This window comes from Streptomyces sp. NPDC055239, assembly GCF_053606205.1.
Genome location: NZ_JBSGRD010000011.1, coordinates 340,928 through 361,047, shown reverse-complemented (window position 1 = coordinate 361,047; position 20,120 = coordinate 340,928). Strand labels below are relative to the sequence as shown.

The following is a 20,120-nucleotide window of genomic DNA, read 5'->3' as shown; positions in this document are numbered from 1 at the left end:
CAGTGTGATGACGACGTACGGTCCAGAGGTGGACATAGTCAGTGGCGTTGTCGGCATCGAGTACTCGCACTTCTACATTCACGAGGACATCGAGACCGGGTTGGAGGGGCATGACCAGGTACCTGATTTCCGCACTGACGAGCCTGTGATCATCGTCCCCGGTCAGCTCACTGTCGTCAGCTGCGTCCAGTCCCACGACGCCTGGGTAACCCTCATGCTCACCGAGGTCGAGCCTGTCCAACAGCCGGAGCAATGGCAGTTACTGGGGACATGGCCCTACGCGCCGATTTCCAGCGGGCGGATGAGCATGTCCGGGCCCACCACAGGCCCTGCCGTACCAGCCGCGGGCTGGCTTCCAGGCGCACAGGGATATGCCCCGGCCTTACAGCTCGACCCGGCCGCGATCTACACCGTGCACGTCTACGCCAGGGGTCGCCAAGACTCCCGAGTCAGACACGAAGCCGCCATGGCCCGCGAGGAATGGGGCCTGCATGAAGGGTTCGAGGACTACGTGGTCGCATTCATCCCCAACGGACAGCAGGCCAGGCCCCCGCACGCGGGTTAACGACCTCCCGTAGGGCTTGTCAAGTAAGTGCGGAGGCCGGGGCGGAGTCCGTAGGACGTGGTGTCTCGGATCCCAGCCCACCGGACGCTCACCGACTGCAGACGGGAGCTGAAGGTCACTCCCACGGCCTGCGTGCGGCGGGAAATGCTGCATACCTGGAAATACGTGACGGGTACCAGGGCCACGCCAGGACCCTGCGCCTGCCAGAACCTCATCCGTGCAGTTCAGGCAGCATGTCGGAATTCGTGGAGGATCCCCGCCGGGGTGGTCCTTCCGGCGTACCTTCAGCCGGGTGGTCTGTGCGCGGGGAGCGGTCCGGGAGCGGTGCGCTGAGGTGCTGCCTGTTGCAGTGCGCCTGGAACTGCGCCGCCCAGGCGGGCGAAGGGGAGTGCCTGAGCTCATTGAGATCCTGTCATCCTGTCGGGTACTTCGGGCGCCGGCTTTCGGGCGCGGGGCCCTGTCGCCTCGCTGCCGCGGCCACCAATCTGTGAGCTGTTCCGCATGGTCGTGGACTTTTCGAGCGGCCTCCCGGAGTCTGTTTGCGTGGACTCGCCGCTGACCGCCTATCTGCTGCCTGCCGTCCTCGCCGTGATCATGTTCGGTCTCGGACTCGGCCTGTCCATGGCCGACTTCCGCAGGATCGCGGCGTATCCGCGGCCTGTGGCCGTCGCGCTCGTCTGCCAGCTGGTGCTGCTGCCCGCCGTATGTCTGGGCCTGGTCCTGGCCTTCGACCTTGCTCCCGTGCTGGCCGTCGGCATGATGCTGCTCGCGGCCTCTCCCGGCGGCACGATGGCCAATATCTTCAGCCATCTCTTCGGCGGCGACGTTGCTCTCAACGTCACGCTGACCGCCATCAATTCGGTCATCGCCGTCGTCACGCTGCCGGTCGTCGTGAACCTCTCCCTCGACCACTTCATGACTGGCACGGACGAGGCGCTGGGACTGCGCTTCGACAAGACCCTGCAGGTCTTCCTCGTCGTGCTGGTGCCGGTCGCGGCGGGGATGCTGGTCCGACACCGCCGTCCGGACTTCGCGGAGCGCTCCACGCGGATGGTCAAGGTGACGGCGGTTGCCACACTCGTCGGCATCATCATCGCCGCGCTTGTGGCCGAGCGGGCGAACGTGCTCGGCTATCTCGCCGACGTCGGCCTCGTCGTCTTCCTTTTCGGCGCGATCTCCCTCACCATCGGCTACGGCGCGACCCGGCTGGCCCGTGGCGACCACCGGCAGTCCGTTGCCACCTGCTTCGAGATCGGCATGCACAACACCACGCTGTCGATGGCGATCGCCCTCAGCCCCTCGCTCCTTGACAGCACCCGGATGGCCATCCCCTCGGCGGTGTACGCGGTGGCGATGTTCGTCATGGCTCTGACCGCCGGCTTCCTGCTGCGCCGCATCGCCCCGGCCGGGACTGCGGCCGTCAGCGCGGGAGCACCTCCGGCGTCCGCCTAAGGCGTTCGGGCCCGGTACGACATCGTGACTCACGGCCACACAGGGGTGACCACGGAGGGGTGCCCCTATGACTTTGGCCAAGGGGTGTGTGGGGTTGGTGGTTGGTGGTTGGTAAAAGGTGCCGGTGCGGAGCATGGCGAAGAAGACGTCGGCTCGGCGGTGGGTGAGGCGGAGGAGGGCTTGGGTGCCCCGTGAGCGCGCTGGCCCGCCCCGGAGCGGACCCGGTCACGGCCGCCTTCGAGGCCGTACGGGACCTGTTGCGCTGACACGAGGTACGTGGCGGCCCGTGATCTCAGGCGTTCGCCAGTTCCCCGAGCAGCTTCCATGTACGGCGCCGGTCCGCGTCGCCGCTGAGGTCCGTCGCCGTGAACACCACCTCGGTCGCACCGGCTTCTCGATACCGGCGGACCTCGGCGGCGACAGTCTCCTCGTCGCCGATGACGGCCAGGTCGGCGGCCCGGGTGGCGCCGGAGAGCCCGATGACACGCTGGTAGGAGGGGAACTGCTCATAGAACGCGAGAGCCTCGGTCGCGCTCTCCCGTACCCTCTCGGCGTCTGCGGTGACGACGCCGGGCACGAAGGCTACGATCCGGGGAGCGGGACGACCAGCCGCCTCGGCCGCGGCGGTGACGGCCGGGACGATGTGCTCGGCGAGCGCGCGCGGACCGGCCAGCAACGGCAGGATGCCGTCCGCGAGTTCACCCGAGACGCGCAGTGCCTGCGGGCCCATCGCCGCCACCAGGAGCGGCACCCGCGGCTCGGCGCCGGGTACCTGCGCCGGCAGGGGTGTGGTGGCGGTGAGCAGTTCGCCGTGGAAGTCGGAACTGCCGGTCTCGAGGAGTGGGCGCAAGGCGGTGAGGAATTCGCGGAGTCGGCCGATGGGGCGCTCGTAGGGGATGCCGAAGGCCGCTTCGGTCAGCTTCTTCGTGCCGAGCGCGAGGCCCAGATGGTAGCGGCCGCCGGTCGCGGCCTGTGCCGTCTGGGCCTGGCTGGAGACAAGGAGGGGGTGACGGCCGAAGACCGGGATCGCCGAGGTGCCGACGTGCAGTCCCGGCACCTCGCGGCCGACGATCGCGGCGAGCGTGGGGGAGTCGTACGAGAAGGTCTGGCCGAACCACGCGGAGCGTAATCCGGACTCGTGGGCCTCCCGCGCGAGTTGCACCGTACTGTCGACTCGGTCCTGAAGTGAAAGCGCTATGCCGATGGTCATACCCACGGCAACCGTCAGCGGAGCGCCCGTCATTCCGACTCGTATGTGACAAGCTCATGGCGGCTTCGTTACGGCTGCGGCTGCTGTGCCCGGGGTTGTGCCCGGGGTTCAGCCGGTCCGCCGCCTGGCCGGTCGCGCTGCGTAGGGGCAGGGGCTCGTTGAACGCGGAGCGGCCGCACCGGCAGCGGTACGTGGTCCAAGAGGCGGGACGCCTTTGGCGAAGAGCCGTGGCTGCTGTAGAAATGGGCCCCATGATTCACGAACTGCTGGTGCGACGCCTGGTCATCGACCTGTGCCGATGCCCCGTTTCGTGTTGTTCGTGTTGTTGATCCAGCGTTTCTGACGCGTCCCGCCGCCCGGTGATGTTCCCGGCGGCGCCCTGACTTCCGCACCTCGGTGCGCTCTCCGAGTTGCCTGGCCCACCCGGCCGCAACTGATCATCTTTCGGCGCCCATGGAGGCCCCGTCCCCATGTCCACGATCCCCTCTCCGCCTCAGGCCTCTCCACCCGAGGCCTCTCCACCCCAGGCCGACCTCACCCCTCTGCCCGACGTAGCGCCGGTGCGGCGACGTCTCCGCGGCGCGACGCGCGTGCGCAACATCGCTCTGCCGCTCGGCTCACTTCTCCTGTTCCTTCTCCTGTGGCAACTCCTTGCGGCGAGCGGAACGTGGAGCGAGACGCTGGTACCGCCCCCGGCCAAGGTGTGGAGCGCGTTCATCGAGGTGTCCACGACGCACGACGGAGTACGCGGCTACAACGGCACCACACTCATCGAGCATCTGGGCATCAGCCTGCGACGCATCGCGCTCGGGGCGGGTGCCGGTATCGCCCTCGGGGTGATCTTCGGTCTCGTCATGGGCACCGTCGGCTGGGTCCGGTCGCTGTTCGAGCCCTGGATCACCTTCCTGCGGACGCTGCCTCCGCTGGCGTACTTCTCGCTGCTCATCATCTGGCTGGGCATCAATGAGGAACCCAAAATCACTCTGCTGGCCGTCGCCGCCTTTCCGCCGGTGGCGGTGTCCACGACGACCGCGGTGACCGCCGTGTCGCAGAGCCTGATCGAGGCGGCTCGTGCCCTGGGCGGTTCCCGCTGGGACGTCGTCAAGGACGTCGTCGTGCCATCCGCCCTGCCTCAGGCGCTGACCGGTATCCGGCTGGCCGTGGGCGTGGCCTACTCCTCCCTCGTCGCCGCCGAGTTGGTCAACGGGCTACCCGGAATCGGCGGCATGGTCAAGGACGCAGCCAACTACAACAACACCCCGGTGGTGCTCGTCGGCATCATTGCCATCGGGGTCTCCGGACTCGTCATCGATGGTCTGCTGCTCCGTCTTGAGCGCGCTGTCGTGCCCTGGCGCGGGCACGTCTAGGTCCCTCCCTTCCTGAAAATCTGCTTCCTGAAAAGAAACGGCCCCGCCATGTCCCGCTCCACTCCTGAAGGCCCTTCGCGACATCCCTCCCGACGCCTGTTGCTCGCCGGCGCCCTGGCCGCGGTGTCCGCGGCTGCCACCGGCTGCTCCTCGGACAGCGAGGCGTCGTCGTCCGGCGGGTCCAAGCGGCTGCGCATCGGCTACTTCGCCTTTCCCAGCGGCGACTTGCTCGTGAAGAACAAGAAGCTGCTGGAGAAGGCGCTGCCGGACTACAAGATCACCTGGATCAAGTTCGACTCCGGAGCCAGCGTCAACCAGGCCTTCCTGGGCAAGTCCCTCGACATCGCTGCGCTGGGTTCCAGCCCGTTCGCCCGCGGGATCTCCGGCAGCGCGCCGATCCCGTACAAGGTCGCTTTCATTCTTGATGTCGCGGGCGAGAACGAGGCCCTGGTGGCCCGCAAGGACGCTGGGATATCCGACGTCGCCGGCCTCAAGGGAAAGACGATCGCCACCCCCTTCGCCTCGACTTCGCACTACAGCCTGCTGGCGGCACTGGAGACGGCCGGTCTCAAGGCGTCCGACGTCAAGCTGGTCGACCTCCAGCCGCAGGCGATCATCGCCGCCTGGCAGCGCGGGGACATCGACGCTGCCTACGTCTGGCTGCCGACGCTGGACGAGCTGCGCAAGACCGGCACCGAACTGACCAGCAGCAAGAAGGTCGGCGTGGCGGGCAAGCCGACGCTGGACCTGGCCGTCGTGTCCGACGAGCTGATCGCCAGGGACCCCAAGGCGATCGACACCTGGCGGAAGGTGGAGGCCCAGGCCTTGAGGTTGCTCAAATCCGACCCCGATGGCTCGGTCAAGGCCATCGCCGCCGAGCTCAGCATCAGCGCGGCGGACGCCAAGGCCCAGCTCGCGCAGGGGGTGTTCCTCACTCCGGACGAGGTCGCCTCCGCCGACTGGCTGGGCACCGAGGGCAGCCCGGGCAAGCTGCTGACCTACGTCACCGACACCGCTCGGTTCCTGGCCGACCAGAAGCAGATCGGCGCCCCGCCGTCCGCGGACGCCGTCCGCAAGGCCTTCTATCTGAAGGGACTGCCCGATGTCCTCAAGTGACACCTTCAGCAAGGCAGTTGAGCCAGAGGATGCAGTCGAGCGTGCCGGATCGGTACGTCTCGACCGCGTCGCCCACCAGTACGGCCGGGGCGGCGAGACCGTCACCGCCGTGGGTCCGGTCGACCTGACCGTCCCCGCGGGCGAGTTCCTGGTGCTCGTCGGCGCGTCCGGCTGCGGCAAGAGCACACTGCTGCGGCTGATCGCCGGGTTCGAGCAGCCCACCCACGGCTCGGTGCGCGTCTCCGGCGCCGCACCGCGGCCGGGCGAGACGGCCGGGGTGGTGTTCCAGTCGCCGCGCCTGTTTCCGTGGCGGACGGTGCAGGGCAACATCGATCTGGCACTGCGGTACGCGGGCGTCGACCGTGCCCAATGGCCGGACAGGCGGGCGGAGTTGCTGGCGCGTGTCGGTCTCGAAGGAGTGGGGAAGCGGCGTATCTGGGAGATATCCGGCGGTCAGCAGCAACGTGTCGCCATCGCCCGCGCCCTCGCCGCCGAGAATCCACTGTTCCTGCTCGACGAACCGTTCGCCGCGCTGGATGCGCTGACCCGTGAGCGGCTTCAGGAGGACGTACGGCAGGTGACCGCCCAGACCGGACGGACCACGGTGTTCGTCACGCACTCCGCGGACGAGGCGGTGTTCCTCGGCTCCCGCATCGTGGTACTGACCAAAAGCCCCGGGACCGTGGCCCTGGATCTGCCGATCACCCTGCCGAGGGGCGCTGTCGACGCCGACGAGCTGCGCGGGTCCGATGAGTTCACCGACCTGCGCAACCAGGTCGCCCACGAGGTCAAGGCCGCGGCGGCGGCCTGACTCGGGGCGGATCCGTCGGGTGGTTTCTGCGGGGTGGGGCCTCAGCGGTGCTCTACTTCTGGCGCCAAGGCACAGGCCGCAGCCCGCGCTGAAACACGGAGGAAGGGTGTGTGCCTCAGTGGGTCGGCAGGGTTTGGGCGGGCGGTACGGCATCGACGCGAGGCTCGAAGTGCCTTGCAGCGGAGCCCAGTTGGCGACGAGTGCGGGCCGTCGCCGCTTACGTGGCGGAGGTCACCGCACAGGCGAGGCGGCCGGATCGATGGCGCGACTGTCGCCGGATCGCGCACGGCGGAGGTCCCGTGCCGCCAGGGCGATCATCACGGCGGGAATGAGGATGTCGTTGGCCAGGATGCCGCCCGTGTTCCCGGCGGCGTGGTCGCCGTGGGCGAACCACTGGTAGACGTGGCCGATCGTCGCTCCCCACAGGAACGCGGCGGCCGCGAGCCCGCTCGTGAGGCGTTCGCGGGGTGACGCGGACGCGCCGCGGAAGCCCAGCAGGGCGAAGCCGAGGTTGGCGAAGGCGATCTCGAACTGGAACGGCGAGTGGGCGAAGCCGATGGTGTCGGCCATGCCGTCCGGGAACGCCAGGAACGCGAGCGTGATCCACAGGCTTCCGATGCCGAGGGCGCCGACGGACCACCAGCGCTGCCAGATCTCCGCCGCGGGCCTGTCGGGGTTGCGGCGGCAGCTCAGCAGCGCCCCGAGGGCGGGCACCAGCATGAAGAGGAGCGGGAACGTGGTCTGAACCGCGTACGGGAGAGTGTCCATGCATCGAGTGTTGCATGGTTAATATTAACCATGCAAGTGTCCGGTAGAGTGGGCTCATGGACGAAGGACTGGCAGAGCTTCTGCACCGCGTGGTCATGCTGATGGGCGAGGCGGCCCGGCGCCGCTCCGGCCCCGAACAGCGCCTCTCCCCAAGCCAGTTGCGACTGCTTGGCACCCTTGAGGAGATCCAGCCCGCCACCCAGCACCAGCTCGCCGAGGCGCTGAACCTGTCCGACCCGGCCATCAGCCGCGCGCTGCGCCCGCTGGAGGCGGAGGGGCACGTGACGATCAGCGTCGACCCCGCCCACCGGCGCCGGCGCCTGGTCTCCCTCACCCCGATGGGCCAGGCCACCTTCCTCGCCGAGGGAAAGCCCCTCGAGGAAGAACTCCGCACGGCCCTCCTGAAGGCCGGCTTCCCCTACGAGCGCTACCTGGCAGACACTCTTCGGCTCGCCGCCCTACTGACGCCCGCTGAACCCCGGCGCGGATCCGCACCCCTCAACGAACGCTCGTGACGTCGAAGCGGCCACCGAGGGCGAGGCCGAGCGCCCCTCACCAACCCGTGCTCTTGGCCGCCTCGGTCTGGGCTGCCGCGATCCGCTCCTTGGCGGACTCGATGGCATCCACCTCCTCCAGGCGCGCCAGCAGGTCCGCGAGCGCCTGCTTCTGCGCAGGGTGCGTGATCGGTACGGCGTCGGGGCCGGTGCTCACCAGCCAGTGGAGTCCGGCGAGGCGGCTTTCGGGGTTGTGTCGTATCGAGTGGCGATGCCCCGCCAGGTCTTCATCCGGTGGATGGCTCGTTCGACGGTGTTCCGCTCCTTGTGGAGGTCTGCATCGTGGGTGACGGGCCGGCCTCCCCGGCTACCCCTGTTCCGCACTCACCTTCCCTCCGCTTCCCTCCGCTGCGGAGCCAGCGCTGAGAATGTCACCCCGGTGAGCTCCTCGGAGACCGTCCACAGGCGCTGCTGGACGGCCTGGTCGTGGGAGTCGGGGCTGGAGGTGACCAGCTTCGGGTAGCCCCGGATCTCCCTCCGGTTGCCGGGGCCGTAGTACTGGCCGCCGGTGACGGCCGGATCGGTGGCGGCGCGCAGGGTTGGCAGGGCGCCCATCTCGGCCTTCTGGGTGAGCAGCGGCGCGAGCCAGGTGAGGGGTACGCGAAGTGCGGCGGGCGTGTTGCGGGCGAGTTCGGTGTTGGACAGGCCGGGGTGGGCGGCCACCGCGATCGTGGTGCCGTGCGGTGCGAGGCGGCGCTGCAGTTCGTACGTGAACATCAGGTTGGCGAGTTTGGCCTGGCCGTAGGCGGCGGAGCGGCTGTACGAGCGCTCCCACTGCAGGTCGTCGAAGTGGATGGCGGCCCGGATGCGGTGACCGGTGCTGCTGACCGTCACGACGCGGGAGCCGGGGACGGGCAGGAGCCGGTCCAGCAGCAGGCCGGTCAGGGCGAAGTGGCCGAGGTGGTTGGTGCCGAACTGCAGCTCGAAGCCGTCGGCGGTGGTCTGCCGCGGGGTGTACATCACGCCCGCGTTGTTGATCAGAAGGTCGATGCGTGGGTGGGCCGTGCGCAGGTGGGCCGCCGCGGACCTGATCGAGTCCAGGGAGGCCAGGTCGAGGGCCTGGACGGTGACGTCGCCCGTGATGCGGGCGGCTGCCTGCTTGCCCTTCTCGACGTCACGGACCGCCAGGACCACCGCGGCGCCGCGCGCGGCGAGCATCCGGGCGGTCTCGAAGCCCAGCCCGGTGTTGGCTCCGGTCACGATCGCCACCCGGCCGTGCTGATCGGGGATGTGCTGCTCAGTCCAGTCGCCGCTCATGACGCACTCCTAAAGAACCGTCGGTCTCTTATGGGAGTCAATCTAAAAGACCGGCGGTCTCCTGTCAAGGGACCGGTGGTCTTTAAGTTAGGCTGAGGGCGTGACATTTCAGCGGGCGCGAAGCGAGGAGCAGCGGGAGATCCGCCGCCGGGCGATCCTGGACACGGCAGCGGCGATGCTCGACGAGATGCCCGTGGCCGAGGTGAGCCTCAACGAGCTCAGTCGGCGGGTGGGCCTGGCCAAGTCGAACGTCCTGCGGTACTTCGAGTCGCGCGAGGCCGTGCTGCTCGAACTCCTTGACGTCTTCCTGGAGAGCTGGCTCGCCGAGCTGGCGCACGACCTGACCGCGGGCATCGAGACGCATGCGGCACCGGAAGTGCGGGCGGCCCAACTGGCCGAAATCCTCAGCCGATCGCTGGCGGGCCGTGTGGTGCTGTGCGACCTCTTCGGCGCGCAGGGCGGCGTCCTTGAGCACAACGTCTCGATCGAGGTCGTCAAGCGGCACAAGCGTTCTTCCCTCACGCGGCTCGCGGCCATGGTCGAGCTCGTGCGCTGCCACGTGCCCGAGCTCGGCGACGGCGCGCAGATGTTCTGCCTGATGAGCCTCGTCTCGGCGGGTGCCCTGTCGGCGTACGCCCCGCCGCCGCCCAGCCTCCTTGCGGCCTACGCGGACGAGCCCGCCCTCGGCGTGCTCCACCTGGAGCTGCGTGACGCTCTGCGGATCTCCTTCACCTCGACGCTCCTGGGCGTGCTGCCGCGCGCCTGAACATTTCTGCAAGCGGCGCTTCCATGCCCGTCCGTCCGGAACAGGCATCACTACGACGCTGCGTCCTGGTTCGTTCCAGTGTTGGGCGGGACTGTTGAAGGTCTGAGGTGCCCGTGCTGTTGATGAGGCTCGCGGGCAGTCCGTATCGCAGGCCTCGTCCGCTGGGAGTTGATCGAGCCGGTCCTGTCGGCCTGGCGGGCTGAGCACCGCAGCAGGGTCCTGGAGTTCGGCCGTCCACCGAGCGCATCCTCCAGGACGCCACCCCTGACTGAGGCACAGCCGAAGCCGCTCAGTGAGCGGGGTTCGTGCGGAGGTGGGCGGCGCCCGAACGCACCGCCCACCCGAAGACGGCGAAGGCGACGACGCCCACCACGACCGAGTCGTACGGCGCCGGCAGATGTCCGGAGCCGCCGAAAGTGCCGAGCCACGACAACAGGGCGAGCGCCGTCAGGTGGAACACGAGCCAGGCGCCCTGGCGCAGTTCCTCGGCCGGGGCGCTGCCCGCTGTCCTGCGCCGTTGCAGCAGGAACAGCGGGACACCGGCAAGGACGAGAGGAAGGGCGAGCCGCAGGTCGTCCCAGCCCGACCAGTAGACGAACTCGGTCGCCACGGCGAAACTGACCGGTGCGATCCAGCGCACCCCCGGCATGTGGCCGTCCGCCAGGGGCACGCCACGCTCCCGGTCGTGTGCCCGGAAGGACGCCACGGCCACCGCCGAGGCGGCGTAGATGATCAGATACATGTCTCCCATCACGCTCACGATGTCCTGCCAGCCGCCGAACGGCAGCATGAAGAGCATGATGACCGCGAGGTTGAGGACCAGGGCGCGGCGTGCGATGCCGGAGCGGGGATCGATGCGCATGAAGAAGCGGGGCAGCAGGCCGTTCTTCGAGAGGGCGTAGGTGTGGCGGGCGTCGATCGCGACGCCCACGTAGGCGGAGCCGCCGGGGGAGACCACCGCGTCGGCGTAGAGCAGTGTGGCAAGCCAGTGCAGGTTGAGGACGAGGGCGAGCTGACCGAACGGCGAATCGAAGTTGACCCCCTGCCAGCCGTGCGTGAGCAGTGAGTCGGGCACCGTGTAGAGGTAGGCCAGTTGGAGCCCGAGGTAGACGAGCACCGCGAGGCCGATGCCGGTGAGGACGGCGGCGGGTACGTTGCGGCGCGGATTGCGGGCTTCTCCGGAGAAGTCCAGAGGGGCCTGGAACCCGTTCACGGAGTACACGATGCCGCCGCCGGCGAGTGCGGTGAGGCAGGCCGCGTAACCGTACGGGGCGAACCCGCCGTGGTCCGTGAGGCGGCCCGAGTGAGTGCCGGAAAGGAACAGGGCGACCACCGTGAGCACCGGGACGACGACCTTGAACACCGACACCAGATTGTTCACGCGGGCGAACATCCGCACCGCGAACCAGTTCAGCGCGGTGAGCAGCACGCTCAGCGCGGCGGCGACGCCCAGGCCCGACGCGGTGAGGCTGCCGCCGCGGTAGAGCCCGGGCACGTAGTGGGCGGCGTACTGCATGATCGCGCTGATCTCGGCCGCGGTGCCGCCCACGGAGAGCATGACGGACCAGCCGACGACCGTGCCGACAAGGCGGCCGTTCGCGTACAGCGGCCAGCGGACCGTGCCGCCGCCTTCCGGCCTGGTGGCGCCGAGTTCGACCATGACCAGGGCCACAAGGGCGCAGAGCAGGCCTGCCGCGACCCAGGAGAGCAGCGCGGCGGGTCCTGCGGTCTGGGCGGCGTACATGGCGGCGAACAGCCAGCCCGAGCCGAGGATGTTGGAGAAGCCGATTGCGGTCAGAGCCCAGAACCCCAGGTCCTTGCGCAGCCGGCTCTCCTCGGCGCGGACGTCCGGGGCACCGGCAATCTCCGTCGGCTGTTGCTGCGCCACGTGGCAAACCTCCTCGACGATCACGGACCCGCGGGGGTCAGCGTGCCACGCGGCACGCCGCGTGTGTCGAAGCGCGCTCGTCCCGCGCCGTCGGGGCAGGCCGCATGCGTAAGTCGCCGCAGCGCCGGACCGACTGTGGTCGCCCGACCGTGACGGCCCCTAACCTCCGGTGGGGTGTGGCGGGAAGGCTGGCTGTCTCACTACACGTCGTCAGACGAACCACAGTGCGCGGACGACCAGCAGCACGGTGACCAGGACGATCACAGCGGTCTCGCGCCACAGCAAGCGGCGGTCCTCCGTTGAATCGGTGGCGCCGTGCTCCTCGAAGCGTTGGGCGATCTCCGGGTATCGGGCGGCGGCTTGCCCGGGTGTCTCCTGGGTGACCGGGGGGCGGTCCGTGGTGCGCGCGGGCAGGTTCTGGGGGGTCGAGCCGGCGGGGTCCGGCGCGTCCGGGGTCATGGCGCGATCACCTTTCCGGTCTTCTCGGTCTTCTGCCAGGTCATGTCGGCCTTGCGCAGCTCGGCGAAGAACGCGGCGACGGCGCACGCGGCGAGCAGGGCTCCGTAGCCGGTGAGGAAGACGAGTGCCGGTGCGAGCCACCGCAGTCGCGTGCCGGTCAGGCACTTCGCGATCCAAGCCAGCGGCATGGAGAGAGCCAGCCATAGGTAGGCGATGAGCATGGCCGGATGCTCTGGTGTGTTGCCGGTCAGCAGGCCGAGGTTTCCGATGAGCCGGCGGATCAGGCCGGGGAACCCGGTGTAGAGGAGGAAGAAGCAGGACACCGCCCCGGGGAAGAACAGGGTCTCCAGCCAGCACCGTTGGGTGGTGGGCCAGTCCACGACGGCGCCGATCAGGACCACCAGGAGGTAGCTGACCAGGTTGATGACCCACAGCAGGTGGAAGGCGTCCCAGGCACGGGGTGCGTCGGTGAAATAGAGGAGGATCAGCGATCCCGAGCAGGCGACTAGCAGCGGTGGTGTGAGCAGGAGCGAGAACCAGATCAGTCCGAACAGCCAGGACCCCAGGCGGTGGTCGTGGCCCCGGGCGGAGCGGCCGCGGAACCAGATGTCCCGGTAGCGGCCTGTCACCTGGAGGTTGCCGCGGGCCCATCGCAGCCGTTGCTTCCACAGACCGGCCAGGTCCCCGGGTTCCTCGGCGAGGACGGTGGCCCGTCCGTCGAAGACGACGCGGCGGCCCGCGAGCTGGGTCTCGAAGGTGGTGACGGTGTCCTCGGCCAGAGTTGTCGTGTCGATCTGGCCGCCGATGGTCAACAGGTTGGCCCTGCTGTGCAGTTGTGCCCCGCCCGCGAGGCAGGCCATCGCGCCCAGGACGTTCTGCGCTCGGCGTGCGGCCGCCTGCGAGGTGACGTACTCGACGGCGATGTACCGGTTGAGGTAGTTGCCGTTGTCTCCGCTGCCCTCCTTGATGTACGCGGTGACGGCGCCGACCTCGGGGTCGTGCAGGTGACGGGCCATCCGCCACAGGGCGTCCCGGTCGAAGACGACGTCGGCGTCCATGATGAGCACCGCCTGCGCCCAGTCGTCGCCAAGGACATGGCGCAGCCCGTGGTTGAGAGTGTGTGCCTTGCCCTGGCCGCCGTGCTCGCGACGCAGATGGAAGACGCGGTCGGCGTGTCGTGCGCGCAATGTGCGCATGACGGCGGGTGTGCCGTCGTTGCTCGCGTCGTCGATCACGAACACGCGCAGTCGATCGGCCGGGTAGTGCAGCGAGAGCAGTTGCTCGACGGACGGTCCCAGAACGGCGGCCTCGTTCCAGGCCGGGATCAGGATGGCGGTGCGCGGCAGCGTCAGGGGCGTCTCGTCGTAGAGCTTGCGGAACCGTTCGAAGCCGACCAGCAGGAACTGGAGGGCCGCGACGAGCAGGGGCAGGGTCCCGAGGAAGACCAGGACGACGGCGATCGTGTCCAGCACCGACACCAGCGTGGTCACCCGGGCTCCTTCGTCTCGTCGAGCGGCGCTCGGGCGGCGGCGAGCGTCTGCGGGACGTAGCTCCAGGCGCCGATAGCCTCGTGGCGGTGGGCGTCGCTCCCCGCTACGAGCCGGACCCCGGCCCGGTACAGGATCGCCGCAGTGCGCGGGGCAGGGCACCGCCACTTCTCGTTGAGCTCGACAGCCGTGTGGGTGGCCAGACATGCGTCGGCGACGCGCGTGATGAGCTCCTCGGGGAGTTCCGCCTCGTCGAGGCCCGCTTTCGGCAACACGCTGAAGAGGTGCGCGAGATGGGCGCCGACGCCCTCGGGCACGGCTGACACGGCACGGACCGTCGCCTCGATGAGCAGGTCGATGGCCCTGCGGCGGTCCAGTCGCCCGTCGCGGAGAGCGGTACGCACCTCGCCGGGGTGTGCCGGGCCGTCGGGCAGGGGGTATCGGTGGTCGGCGATCGCGATGTGCTCGATACCGCGAAGGTCCGCGGGAAGGTCGAGCCGCCCGGAGCTGTCCATGATTTTCGCTTCCACGCCGCAGACGATGTCCAGCGGTGTGCGCCCTCGCGCCGCGCGCACCGCGGCCACGTAGCCCGGCAGGTACGTGGTGTCGGCGCGGACATGATCGGTGACGTAGAGCGTGGTCAGGCCGCGATGCTCAGCGGCGGTGATCATCCGCTCCAGTGGGTCCCGTCCGTCGGAGTGGTCGGTGTGGGTGTGGTGGTCCGCACGCAGCGGGTCGGGGTCGTGGTCGAGGCCGGGGTTGGGATTGGTGTTGGTGTTGGTGTTCGGGAACGGGACCGACGGTGCTGGGTGTCCCTCTGCCCCCGGGCTCACACCGTGCCTCCGACCTCGCCGAGTCCACCGGCGGGCAGCACGATGTCCTGCCAGTGCCGTACGACGGCGATCTCCCGGTGGGGGATGTGCGCGGGCACGTCCAGGCCGAGGAGTCCGGCCACGGCGAAAGCGGGCATGTGCACACCGGAGGCGATCGTGAGCGACATGCCGCCGGGCGGTCGAGGATTGACTTCCAGGAGCGCGGGCCGGCCGGCGCGGTCCTCGCGTACCTGGACGTTGGCGATGCCCCGCAGGCCGAGCGCGCGGACCACCGCGGCGGCGAGCGTGGAGAATTCCGGCGCGTCGACCACGCGCCCGGCGACGACGATTCCGGAGTCGGTCTTGTCCCGGGACCGGGGCACAGCGGCGGCGACCTGCCCGTCGGGGCGGATGAGGACATCGACGGAGTACTCGGTGCCGGGCAGCATCTCCTGCACGAGCTGGCTGCCGTCGTGCGCGAGCCCGGCAAGATCCCGCGGTCCTTGTACGGTGTGCACGCCCCGGGATCCCGATCCGCGCCGTGGTTTGGCGATCGCCGGATACCCGCCCGCGAAGTCGGCGCCCGGTCCGTCATCGGTGACCAGCGCGGTGACCGGAACCCGGACCACGCCCGCGCACGCCTCGGCGAGTCGCCACTTGTCCAGGCAGCTCTCCAGGGCCTCGGGAGTCGAGGTGAGCACGCGGACGCCCTCGTCCGCGAAGTCGGCGGCGCGGCGGGCGAGGGGAGTCAGCTCGGTGTCGACGGTCGGCACCAGGACATCGATGGCCAGTTCCCGGCACAGCTTCAGCAGGGCGTCGGCGAAAACGGGGTCGTCGCCGCGGGGCAGCAGTCTGCGGTGCTCGCGGTCCACGAGGTACAGCCCGACACCATTGGCGTCGACGTCACCGGCGAACAGTTCGGCGCGCCCGTCCAGCGAACGCAGGAAGCACACGCCCGAGGGGCCTCCGGCACCGGTCACCAACACCCGGGGCGGACGCCCCAGCGCAGCACTCAGGTCCGGCGGACCGGTTGCCGCGTCAGTGGGCTGAGGGCTGGAATCGGGTCGGTGTGGAAGCACGGACAACCTCCAGTGGCTCGGTGTAGTACGCGTTGCCGTAGCGCCCCCAGTAGCGGGCGGTGGCCCTGACCAGTTCCTCGTCGAGGTACGCGCGGGTCCGCGCCTGCGAGCCGTGAGCGCGGATCGCGGCGAGTTTGGCCTCCAGGTCCCGCTCACGCAGATCGACGAAGCGGTTCGGCTGGAAGGTGACCATGGCGGAGGGCGACTGATAGCAGGCGACGCGCGGCACCGAGCGGGCGGCGACGAGCGTGGCCCGGTGCACGGCCCGATGGTCCTGATGCGTGTCCTTGTCGGAGTGGACCAGGACGATCTCCGGCTCGATACGGCGGACGACTCGTTCGATGGCCCGCACGGTGCCCGAGGAATCGTCGATGGCACCGTCCGGGAAGTCCTCCATGACGAGAACAGCGCCCAGCACCTGTGCGGCCCGTTGCGCCTCAGCGGTGCGCTGTTCGGGGTCACCGCCCCCGCTGCCGTGGGACATGGTCAGCACAGTGGCGTCCCAACCCCGCCGGACGAGGCGGTGGACGGTGCCGCCGACGCCGATCTCCGCGTCGTCCGGGTGCGCCCCGACCACCAGGACTCGTTTGTTGCTGGGACTGATGGAGTCGATCGGATCGGGACGCTGCCGCAGCACCCGTTCCACCACAGCGACCAGGCCGTCGTCACCCGCCGACCGGCTGACCAGGTCGGCCGCACGGCCACGCAGGGCCGCCAGCGCCACCGTCATGTCCAGATCGTTCGCCACCACGATGACCGGGACGGCCGGGAATCGCTCATACCACGCGACGAGCGTGCGGGTCAGCTCCTCCGCGTCGGTGTCGGCATCGCACTGCCACACCGCTGCATCCCACACGTTGAAGTCGAGCTGCCCACTCCAGCGAGAGCCTTCGTACTGACCGAGCTCGGACGCGACCTCGACGCACTCCGCGTCGTGTGCCCGCAGCAGCTCGGTCTGCCGAGCTGCGCGCTCGGCGTCCTGATCGACCAGAAGGAGCAGTGAGCCCACCAGAGCGGAGCCGTGGTGCTGCCCGTCCAGTTTCCGCTTAAATGCGTCAGAATCTGACATATCACCCACCAGCGTAGATGCTTCCACGGCAGGCGACATCTCTGGCCTACTCGGAGCGGAGTGGGGCGGAGTGGGGCGTGGAGTGGAGCGGGAGAGGGCGGGGCGCCTTTCGCAATTCCGTTGGTCCGGAGATGGCCAGGATCGAAGATGGGTCAGGCGAGCAGCTTGGTCTTCGCCTTGTCGAATTCCTCTTCGGTGAGCGCACCAGATGCGCGCAGTTCGGACAGCTTGGCCAGTTCGTCGGTCCCGCTCGTCCCGGTGTTCGCCCCTGCCGCGGCCTTGCGGACGTATTCCCGGAACGCCTCTTCCGATTCCTTCGCCTGTTTCACGTCGCGTCGGCCCATTCCGCGACCGCGTGCGATGACATAGACGAGTACTCCGAGGTACGGCAGGACGATGCAGAAGACGAGCCATCCTGCCTTGCCCCAGCCGCTCAGATCGTCGTCGCGGAAAATGTCCATGACGACCCGGAACAGCAGGAACAGCCACATGACCCACAGGAAGAAATACAGCATCGTGAGAAAGAGGTTGAGAAGCGGATAGTCGTCCATGGGTTCCTCTTTCCGGGTGGGGGTGTGAATGGATGCCGTTTCGGCCCGTGCGGATGGTGACGAGAAGTATCTCCCGTGCTTCCTTGCCTCGCATTTCCAGAGAATTCTGAAGGGGCGTGCGGCGCCGGTTCATATGGAGTGACCCGAATGGCGGCTGAACCGGTCTGCGGTGAGAGTGAGGGCAGAGCGCCGTCCGGAAACGGGTGGCGCGTCTCAACGTCTGCCGCAGACAAGGGGTTCCGATGTCCCACGCCACGCAGTCCAAGCCGGCCGCGTCCGGGATCGTCGCCGCCAACGAGGCGGTGTTGCGGAGCTTGCCGTTCGACGACACGCGGGACCTCGACGCCTACGCCTTCCTCGACAAAGGGTGCCCCGACGACAAAGGGTCCCCCGACACGGCCAACCCCAGCCTGCGGCGGCAGAGCCGGCTGTGCGCCGAGCACACGGCGAGGAGACAACGATGACGGAAAATGAAGAGCCCACCGGCCCGGAGGAACAGGCCGAACTGACCCAGCTGCGCGGCCGGGTGGCGGCTTTGGAAGCCGAACGTGCTCGTGGCGGCCGACGCCACCGTGGCCGCTCCTTCCTCGCCGCGGTGCTCATCGTGATCGGATGCGTGCTCGCACCGCTCGCCGTTGTCGCCTCCTGGGCCGCCGACACGGTCGGCGACACGGACCGCTACGTCGCCACGATCGGCCCGCTCGCCTCCGACCCCGATGTGCAGGACGCCGTAGCCGACCGGGCCACGGACGCGCTGATGTCCCGTCTCGACCTGGCGACGCTCCTGTCCGATGCCCCCGCCGACGACCGGCCCCGCCTGGAGAAGGCTCTGGGCAAGCTCGGCGGCTCCCTTGAGAGCGCTGTCCGCAGCTTCGTGCACGACAAGGCACGTGCCGTGGCCGGGTCCGACGCCTTCGAGCACATCTGGAAGCAGGTCAACCGGCAGGCCCACAGCTCGCTCGACAAGGCACTGACCGGCAGCGGCGGGGGCACCGTGAAGCTGGAAGGAGACACGGTCACCCTCGACCTGGCGCCTCTCGTCGACCGCGTCAAACAACGCCTCGTCGACGAGGGCATGGCGGTCGCGGGCAAGATCCCCGAGCTCCACACCGACTTCACCCTCGTCAGGTCGGACGACGTCGGCAAGGTCAAGACGTATGTGCGGCTCCTGCAGCTGGCAGGCAACTGGCTCCCGGTCATCGGCCTGCTGCTCGTCGCCGCCGGCGTCCTGCTCTCCGTACGCAAGAGAAGGGCCCTGGTCACCGCGGCCCTGGCCGTCGCCATGGCCACCGGGCTGCTCGGTATCGGGCTGCGCGTCTTCCGCGTGCTCTATCTCGACCGACTGCCCGCGAACGTCTCCCAGGACGCGGCCGCGGCGGTGTACGACACCATGACGCATTTCCTCTTCACCACGGTCCGCATGGTCGTGGCGCTCGCTGTCGTGATCGCCCTGGCAGCCTGGCTCACCGGACCCGGCCACCGGGCAGGCCTGGTGCGCGGTCTGTGGACCTCCGGAATCGGAGCCGTACGGGCCACCGCGGACCGTGCCGGGATGCGACTCGGTCCCGTCGGCCCCTTCGTCCACCGCTACCGCAACTGGATCACCTGGGCCCTTGTGGCCGCCGCGCTCCTCATCTACCTGCTGTGGTCCTACCCGACGGGCTGGGTCGTCGTCGGGATCGCGCTGTGCCTGTTGTTCGTGCTGGCGGTCACGGAGTTCCTGGCCGGGGAGCAGCCACACGAGCCCCGTCGGCCTGCCGCCCGCTCGGTCTGACCGTTACGGGGGAGACGGAGCACGACGGAACACTCCGGTGCCAGTTCCGAGCCCCCCCCCGCAGCTAGCCCTGCTCGCCACGCCTGATGCATCGCCCACACGGTCTGCCCCCACATGCGGTGCGCCCCCACGACCCCGACGCTCGGAACATGCGCACCCGTACACAACTCGCCGTAGCCCTCACCGCCACCTTGCTGCTGGCCGCCACCGCGTGCGGCGAGGACAGCAGAACCGACCCGATGCGGGACCAGCAGTGGGCACTCGACGCGCTGAAGCTGCCCGACGCGTGGGACAAGGCCAAGGGTGACGACACGGTCATCGCGGTCGTCGACACCGGTGTCGACCTCGACCACCCCGACCTCAAGGGCCGCCTGGTCGACGGTCACGACTTCGTGGACGGCGACGATGAGCCCAAGGACATGAACGGCCACGGCACGCATGTCTCAGGCATCGCGGCCGCCCACACCGACAACGGAGTCGGCGTGGCGGGCGGCGCCCCCGGTGCCAAGATCATGCCGGTTCGGGTGCTCGGCGCGGGCGGCACCGGAGAGAACGCCGACATCACCAAGGGCATCGTCTGGGCCGCCGACCACGGCGCCGACGTCATCAACCTCTCTCTCGGGGAGAGCGGCCTGATGGCCCGCCTCCTCAAGGGCGGCACGCTCAACGCCGCCATCACGCACGCCCACGACAAGGGTGCGGTCGTGGTCGCCGCGGCGGGCAACGAGGGCACCGCGCTCCAGCCCTACAAGGCCGACACGCCCGTTCTGGTCGTCGGCGCCAGCGACCAGGACGGCAAGCCCGCCGACTTCTCCAACTTCGGTGCGCAGCAAGCGGTCTCGGCACCCGGCGTCGGTATCCTCTCCACCCTTCCTACGTACAGGACGAGGGAGACCTTGAAGGACGACAGCGGCTACGGCGAACTGGACGGCACCTCCATGGCCGCCCCCTATGTCTCCGCGGTCGCGGCCCTCCTTCACCAGCAGGACCGCACCCCGGACCAGATCATGACGGCCATCCGCAGTACGGCGAAGAACCCGGACGAACTCGCCAAGCTGGGCCTCGGCATCGTCGACGCCAAGGCCGCGGTCGCCTCCGCCAAGGACTGACCGCCGCGCATGACACGGCATGACGC

21 protein-coding genes and 1 pseudogene are annotated in these 20,120 nt (G+C 69.1%); 10 read left to right on the top strand and 12 right to left on the bottom strand.

Going from position 1 to position 20,120, the window contains the following annotated elements; all coding sequences use genetic code 11:
* Positions 1 to 7 precede the first annotated feature (7 nt).
* Both ACWFRJ_RS31725 and ACWFRJ_RS31720 read left to right on the top strand, forming a co-directional pair.
* Positions 8 to 565 carry a hypothetical protein gene (locus tag ACWFRJ_RS31725; protein ID WP_453538555.1) on the top strand — a complete coding sequence of 186 codons (558 nt, stop codon included), beginning with the start codon at positions 8 to 10 and terminating at the stop codon, positions 563 to 565.
* Positions 566 to 1,108: 543 nt separating this feature from the next.
* Positions 1,109 to 2,017, top strand: coding sequence for a bile acid:sodium symporter family protein (locus ACWFRJ_RS31720; RefSeq protein WP_453538552.1), 909 nt, complete (start codon positions 1,109 to 1,111; stop codon positions 2,015 to 2,017).
* 292 nt (positions 2,018 to 2,309) lie between these two features.
* Here ACWFRJ_RS31720 and ACWFRJ_RS31715 read toward each other — a convergent pair whose 3' ends face one another.
* Entirely contained in the window at positions 2,310 to 3,227 is a 918-nt protein-coding gene (locus ACWFRJ_RS31715) for an LLM class F420-dependent oxidoreductase (RefSeq protein ID WP_453538549.1), read from the bottom strand.
* A 470-nt stretch (positions 3,228 to 3,697) separates the two neighbouring features.
* On the opposite strand from ACWFRJ_RS31715, the gene ACWFRJ_RS31710 reads away from it, so the two are divergent.
* The 3 genes from ACWFRJ_RS31710 to ACWFRJ_RS31700 are packed head-to-tail and all read left to right on the top strand — an operon-like array spanning position 3,698 to position 6,521.
* On the top strand, positions 3,698 to 4,594 hold the full coding sequence (locus tag ACWFRJ_RS31710; RefSeq protein WP_453538546.1) for an ABC transporter permease: 897 nt from the start codon (positions 3,698 to 3,700) through the stop codon (positions 4,592 to 4,594).
* 48 nt (positions 4,595 to 4,642) lie between these two features.
* Entirely contained in the window at positions 4,643 to 5,710 is a 1,068-nt protein-coding gene (locus ACWFRJ_RS31705; protein ID WP_453538543.1) for a taurine ABC transporter substrate-binding protein, read from the top strand.
* Positions 5,697 to 6,521: an ABC transporter ATP-binding protein gene (locus ACWFRJ_RS31700; RefSeq protein ID WP_453538540.1), complete on the top strand. Its 825-nt coding sequence runs from the start codon at positions 5,697 to 5,699 to the stop codon at positions 6,519 to 6,521. Before ACWFRJ_RS31705 ends, ACWFRJ_RS31700 begins: the two co-directional genes overlap by 14 nt.
* Positions 6,522 to 6,752: 231 nt before the next feature.
* Here ACWFRJ_RS31700 and ACWFRJ_RS31695 read toward each other — a convergent pair whose 3' ends face one another.
* On the bottom strand, positions 6,753 to 7,289 hold the full coding sequence (locus ACWFRJ_RS31695) for a DUF6790 family protein (protein ID WP_453538538.1): 537 nt from the start codon (positions 7,287 to 7,289) through the stop codon (positions 6,753 to 6,755).
* Between the two features lie 56 nt (positions 7,290 to 7,345).
* Between ACWFRJ_RS31695 and ACWFRJ_RS31690 the strand changes: the two genes are divergently transcribed.
* Positions 7,346 to 7,804: a MarR family winged helix-turn-helix transcriptional regulator gene (locus tag ACWFRJ_RS31690; protein WP_453538535.1), complete on the top strand. Its 459-nt coding sequence runs from the start codon at positions 7,346 to 7,348 to the stop codon at positions 7,802 to 7,804.
* 37 nt (positions 7,805 to 7,841) lie between these two features.
* Here ACWFRJ_RS31690 and ACWFRJ_RS31685 read toward each other — a convergent pair whose 3' ends face one another.
* From ACWFRJ_RS31685 to ACWFRJ_RS31675, 3 genes and pseudogenes are all read right to left on the bottom strand, one after another.
* Positions 7,842 to 8,000: a hypothetical protein gene (locus ACWFRJ_RS31685; RefSeq protein WP_453538633.1), complete on the bottom strand. Its 159-nt coding sequence runs from the start codon at positions 7,998 to 8,000 to the stop codon at positions 7,842 to 7,844.
* A 6-nt stretch (positions 8,001 to 8,006) separates the two neighbouring features.
* Positions 8,007 to 8,164, bottom strand: a pseudogene (locus ACWFRJ_RS31680) (IS5-like element ISMt1 family transposase); the annotation flags it as partial.
* A 3-nt stretch (positions 8,165 to 8,167) separates the two neighbouring features.
* Complete coding sequence (locus ACWFRJ_RS31675) at positions 8,168 to 9,100, bottom strand: SDR family NAD(P)-dependent oxidoreductase (protein ID WP_453538532.1); 933 nt, start codon at positions 9,098 to 9,100, stop codon at positions 8,168 to 8,170.
* Between the two features lie 100 nt (positions 9,101 to 9,200).
* Between ACWFRJ_RS31675 and ACWFRJ_RS31670 the strand changes: the two genes are divergently transcribed.
* The gene (locus tag ACWFRJ_RS31670) at positions 9,201 to 9,866 is read left to right on the top strand and encodes a TetR family transcriptional regulator (protein ID WP_453538529.1); all 666 of its coding nucleotides are present in this window, start codon (positions 9,201 to 9,203) and stop codon (positions 9,864 to 9,866) included.
* A 289-nt stretch (positions 9,867 to 10,155) separates the two neighbouring features.
* Here the strand turns inward: ACWFRJ_RS31670 and ACWFRJ_RS31665 are convergent, their stop codons facing one another.
* The 7 genes from ACWFRJ_RS31665 to ACWFRJ_RS31635 form a co-directional block, all read right to left on the bottom strand.
* Entirely contained in the window at positions 10,156 to 11,754 is a 1,599-nt protein-coding gene (locus ACWFRJ_RS31665; protein ID WP_453538526.1) for an APC family permease, read from the bottom strand.
* Between the two features lie 210 nt (positions 11,755 to 11,964).
* Positions 11,965 to 12,213, bottom strand: a complete 249-nt coding sequence (locus ACWFRJ_RS31660; RefSeq protein WP_453538523.1) for a hypothetical protein — start codon at positions 12,211 to 12,213, stop codon at positions 11,965 to 11,967.
* The gene (locus ACWFRJ_RS31655; protein WP_453538520.1) at positions 12,210 to 13,703 is read right to left on the bottom strand and encodes a glycosyltransferase; all 1,494 of its coding nucleotides are present in this window, start codon (positions 13,701 to 13,703) and stop codon (positions 12,210 to 12,212) included. Before ACWFRJ_RS31655 ends, ACWFRJ_RS31660 begins: the two co-directional genes overlap by 4 nt.
* Complete coding sequence (locus ACWFRJ_RS31650; protein ID WP_453538517.1) at positions 13,700 to 14,533, bottom strand: PHP domain-containing protein; 834 nt, start codon at positions 14,531 to 14,533, stop codon at positions 13,700 to 13,702. The genes ACWFRJ_RS31655 and ACWFRJ_RS31650 overlap by 4 nt, the downstream gene beginning before the upstream one ends.
* Positions 14,530 to 15,465 carry an ATP-grasp domain-containing protein gene (locus ACWFRJ_RS31645; protein WP_453538514.1) on the bottom strand — a complete coding sequence of 312 codons (936 nt, stop codon included), beginning with the start codon at positions 15,463 to 15,465 and terminating at the stop codon, positions 14,530 to 14,532. The genes ACWFRJ_RS31650 and ACWFRJ_RS31645 overlap by 4 nt, the downstream gene beginning before the upstream one ends.
* Positions 15,466 to 15,550: 85 nt before the next feature.
* Positions 15,551 to 16,660 carry a PIG-L deacetylase family protein gene (locus tag ACWFRJ_RS31640; RefSeq protein ID WP_453538511.1) on the bottom strand — a complete coding sequence of 370 codons (1,110 nt, stop codon included), beginning with the start codon at positions 16,658 to 16,660 and terminating at the stop codon, positions 15,551 to 15,553.
* A 152-nt stretch (positions 16,661 to 16,812) separates the two neighbouring features.
* Positions 16,813 to 17,211, bottom strand: coding sequence for an SHOCT domain-containing protein (locus tag ACWFRJ_RS31635; protein WP_453538508.1), 399 nt, complete (start codon positions 17,209 to 17,211; stop codon positions 16,813 to 16,815).
* Positions 17,212 to 17,453: 242 nt separating this feature from the next.
* Between ACWFRJ_RS31635 and ACWFRJ_RS31630 the strand changes: the two genes are divergently transcribed.
* The 3 genes from ACWFRJ_RS31630 to ACWFRJ_RS31620 all read left to right on the top strand — a co-directional run bounded on the left by ACWFRJ_RS31630 (position 17,454) and on the right by ACWFRJ_RS31620 (position 20,094).
* Positions 17,454 to 17,675 (top strand): hypothetical protein, encoded by a 222-nt coding sequence (locus ACWFRJ_RS31630; RefSeq protein WP_453538505.1) that lies wholly within the window; start codon positions 17,454 to 17,456, stop codon positions 17,673 to 17,675.
* The gene (locus ACWFRJ_RS31625) at positions 17,672 to 18,985 is read left to right on the top strand and encodes an LPXTG cell wall anchor domain-containing protein (RefSeq protein ID WP_453538502.1); all 1,314 of its coding nucleotides are present in this window, start codon (positions 17,672 to 17,674) and stop codon (positions 18,983 to 18,985) included. Before ACWFRJ_RS31630 ends, ACWFRJ_RS31625 begins: the two co-directional genes overlap by 4 nt.
* A 149-nt stretch (positions 18,986 to 19,134) precedes the next feature.
* Complete coding sequence (locus ACWFRJ_RS31620) at positions 19,135 to 20,094, top strand: S8 family peptidase (RefSeq protein WP_453538499.1); 960 nt, start codon at positions 19,135 to 19,137, stop codon at positions 20,092 to 20,094.
* The last annotated feature ends 26 nt before the right edge of the window (positions 20,095 to 20,120 follow it).

Bases quoted from the DNA above. Each gene is read 5' to 3' on its own strand.
- ACWFRJ_RS31725 (WP_453538555.1), top strand. From the start codon at position 8: ATGACGACGTACGGTCCAGAGGTGGACATAGTCAGTGGCGTTGTCGGC.
- ACWFRJ_RS31715 (WP_453538549.1), bottom strand. From the start codon at position 3,227: ATGACCATCGGCATAGCGCTTTCACTTCAGGACCGAGTCGACAGTACG.
- ACWFRJ_RS31710 (WP_453538546.1), top strand. From the start codon at position 3,698: ATGTCCACGATCCCCTCTCCGCCTCAGGCCTCTCCACCCGAGGCCTCT.
- ACWFRJ_RS31705 (WP_453538543.1), top strand. From the start codon at position 4,643: ATGTCCCGCTCCACTCCTGAAGGCCCTTCGCGACATCCCTCCCGACGC.
- ACWFRJ_RS31700 (WP_453538540.1), top strand. From the start codon at position 5,697: ATGTCCTCAAGTGACACCTTCAGCAAGGCAGTTGAGCCAGAGGATGCA.
- ACWFRJ_RS31695 (WP_453538538.1), bottom strand. From the start codon at position 7,289: ATGGACACTCTCCCGTACGCGGTTCAGACCACGTTCCCGCTCCTCTTC.
- ACWFRJ_RS31690 (WP_453538535.1), top strand. From the start codon at position 7,346: ATGGACGAAGGACTGGCAGAGCTTCTGCACCGCGTGGTCATGCTGATG.
- ACWFRJ_RS31675 (WP_453538532.1), bottom strand. From the start codon at position 9,100: ATGAGCGGCGACTGGACTGAGCAGCACATCCCCGATCAGCACGGCCGG.
- ACWFRJ_RS31660 (WP_453538523.1), bottom strand. From the start codon at position 12,213: ATGACCCCGGACGCGCCGGACCCCGCCGGCTCGACCCCCCAGAACCTG.
- ACWFRJ_RS31640 (WP_453538511.1), bottom strand. From the start codon at position 16,660: ATGTCAGATTCTGACGCATTTAAGCGGAAACTGGACGGGCAGCACCAC.
- ACWFRJ_RS31635 (WP_453538508.1), bottom strand. From the start codon at position 17,211: ATGGACGACTATCCGCTTCTCAACCTCTTTCTCACGATGCTGTATTTC.
- ACWFRJ_RS31630 (WP_453538505.1), top strand. From the start codon at position 17,454: ATGTCCCACGCCACGCAGTCCAAGCCGGCCGCGTCCGGGATCGTCGCC.
- ACWFRJ_RS31625 (WP_453538502.1), top strand. From the start codon at position 17,672: ATGACGGAAAATGAAGAGCCCACCGGCCCGGAGGAACAGGCCGAACTG.
- ACWFRJ_RS31620 (WP_453538499.1), top strand. From the start codon at position 19,135: ATGCGCACCCGTACACAACTCGCCGTAGCCCTCACCGCCACCTTGCTG.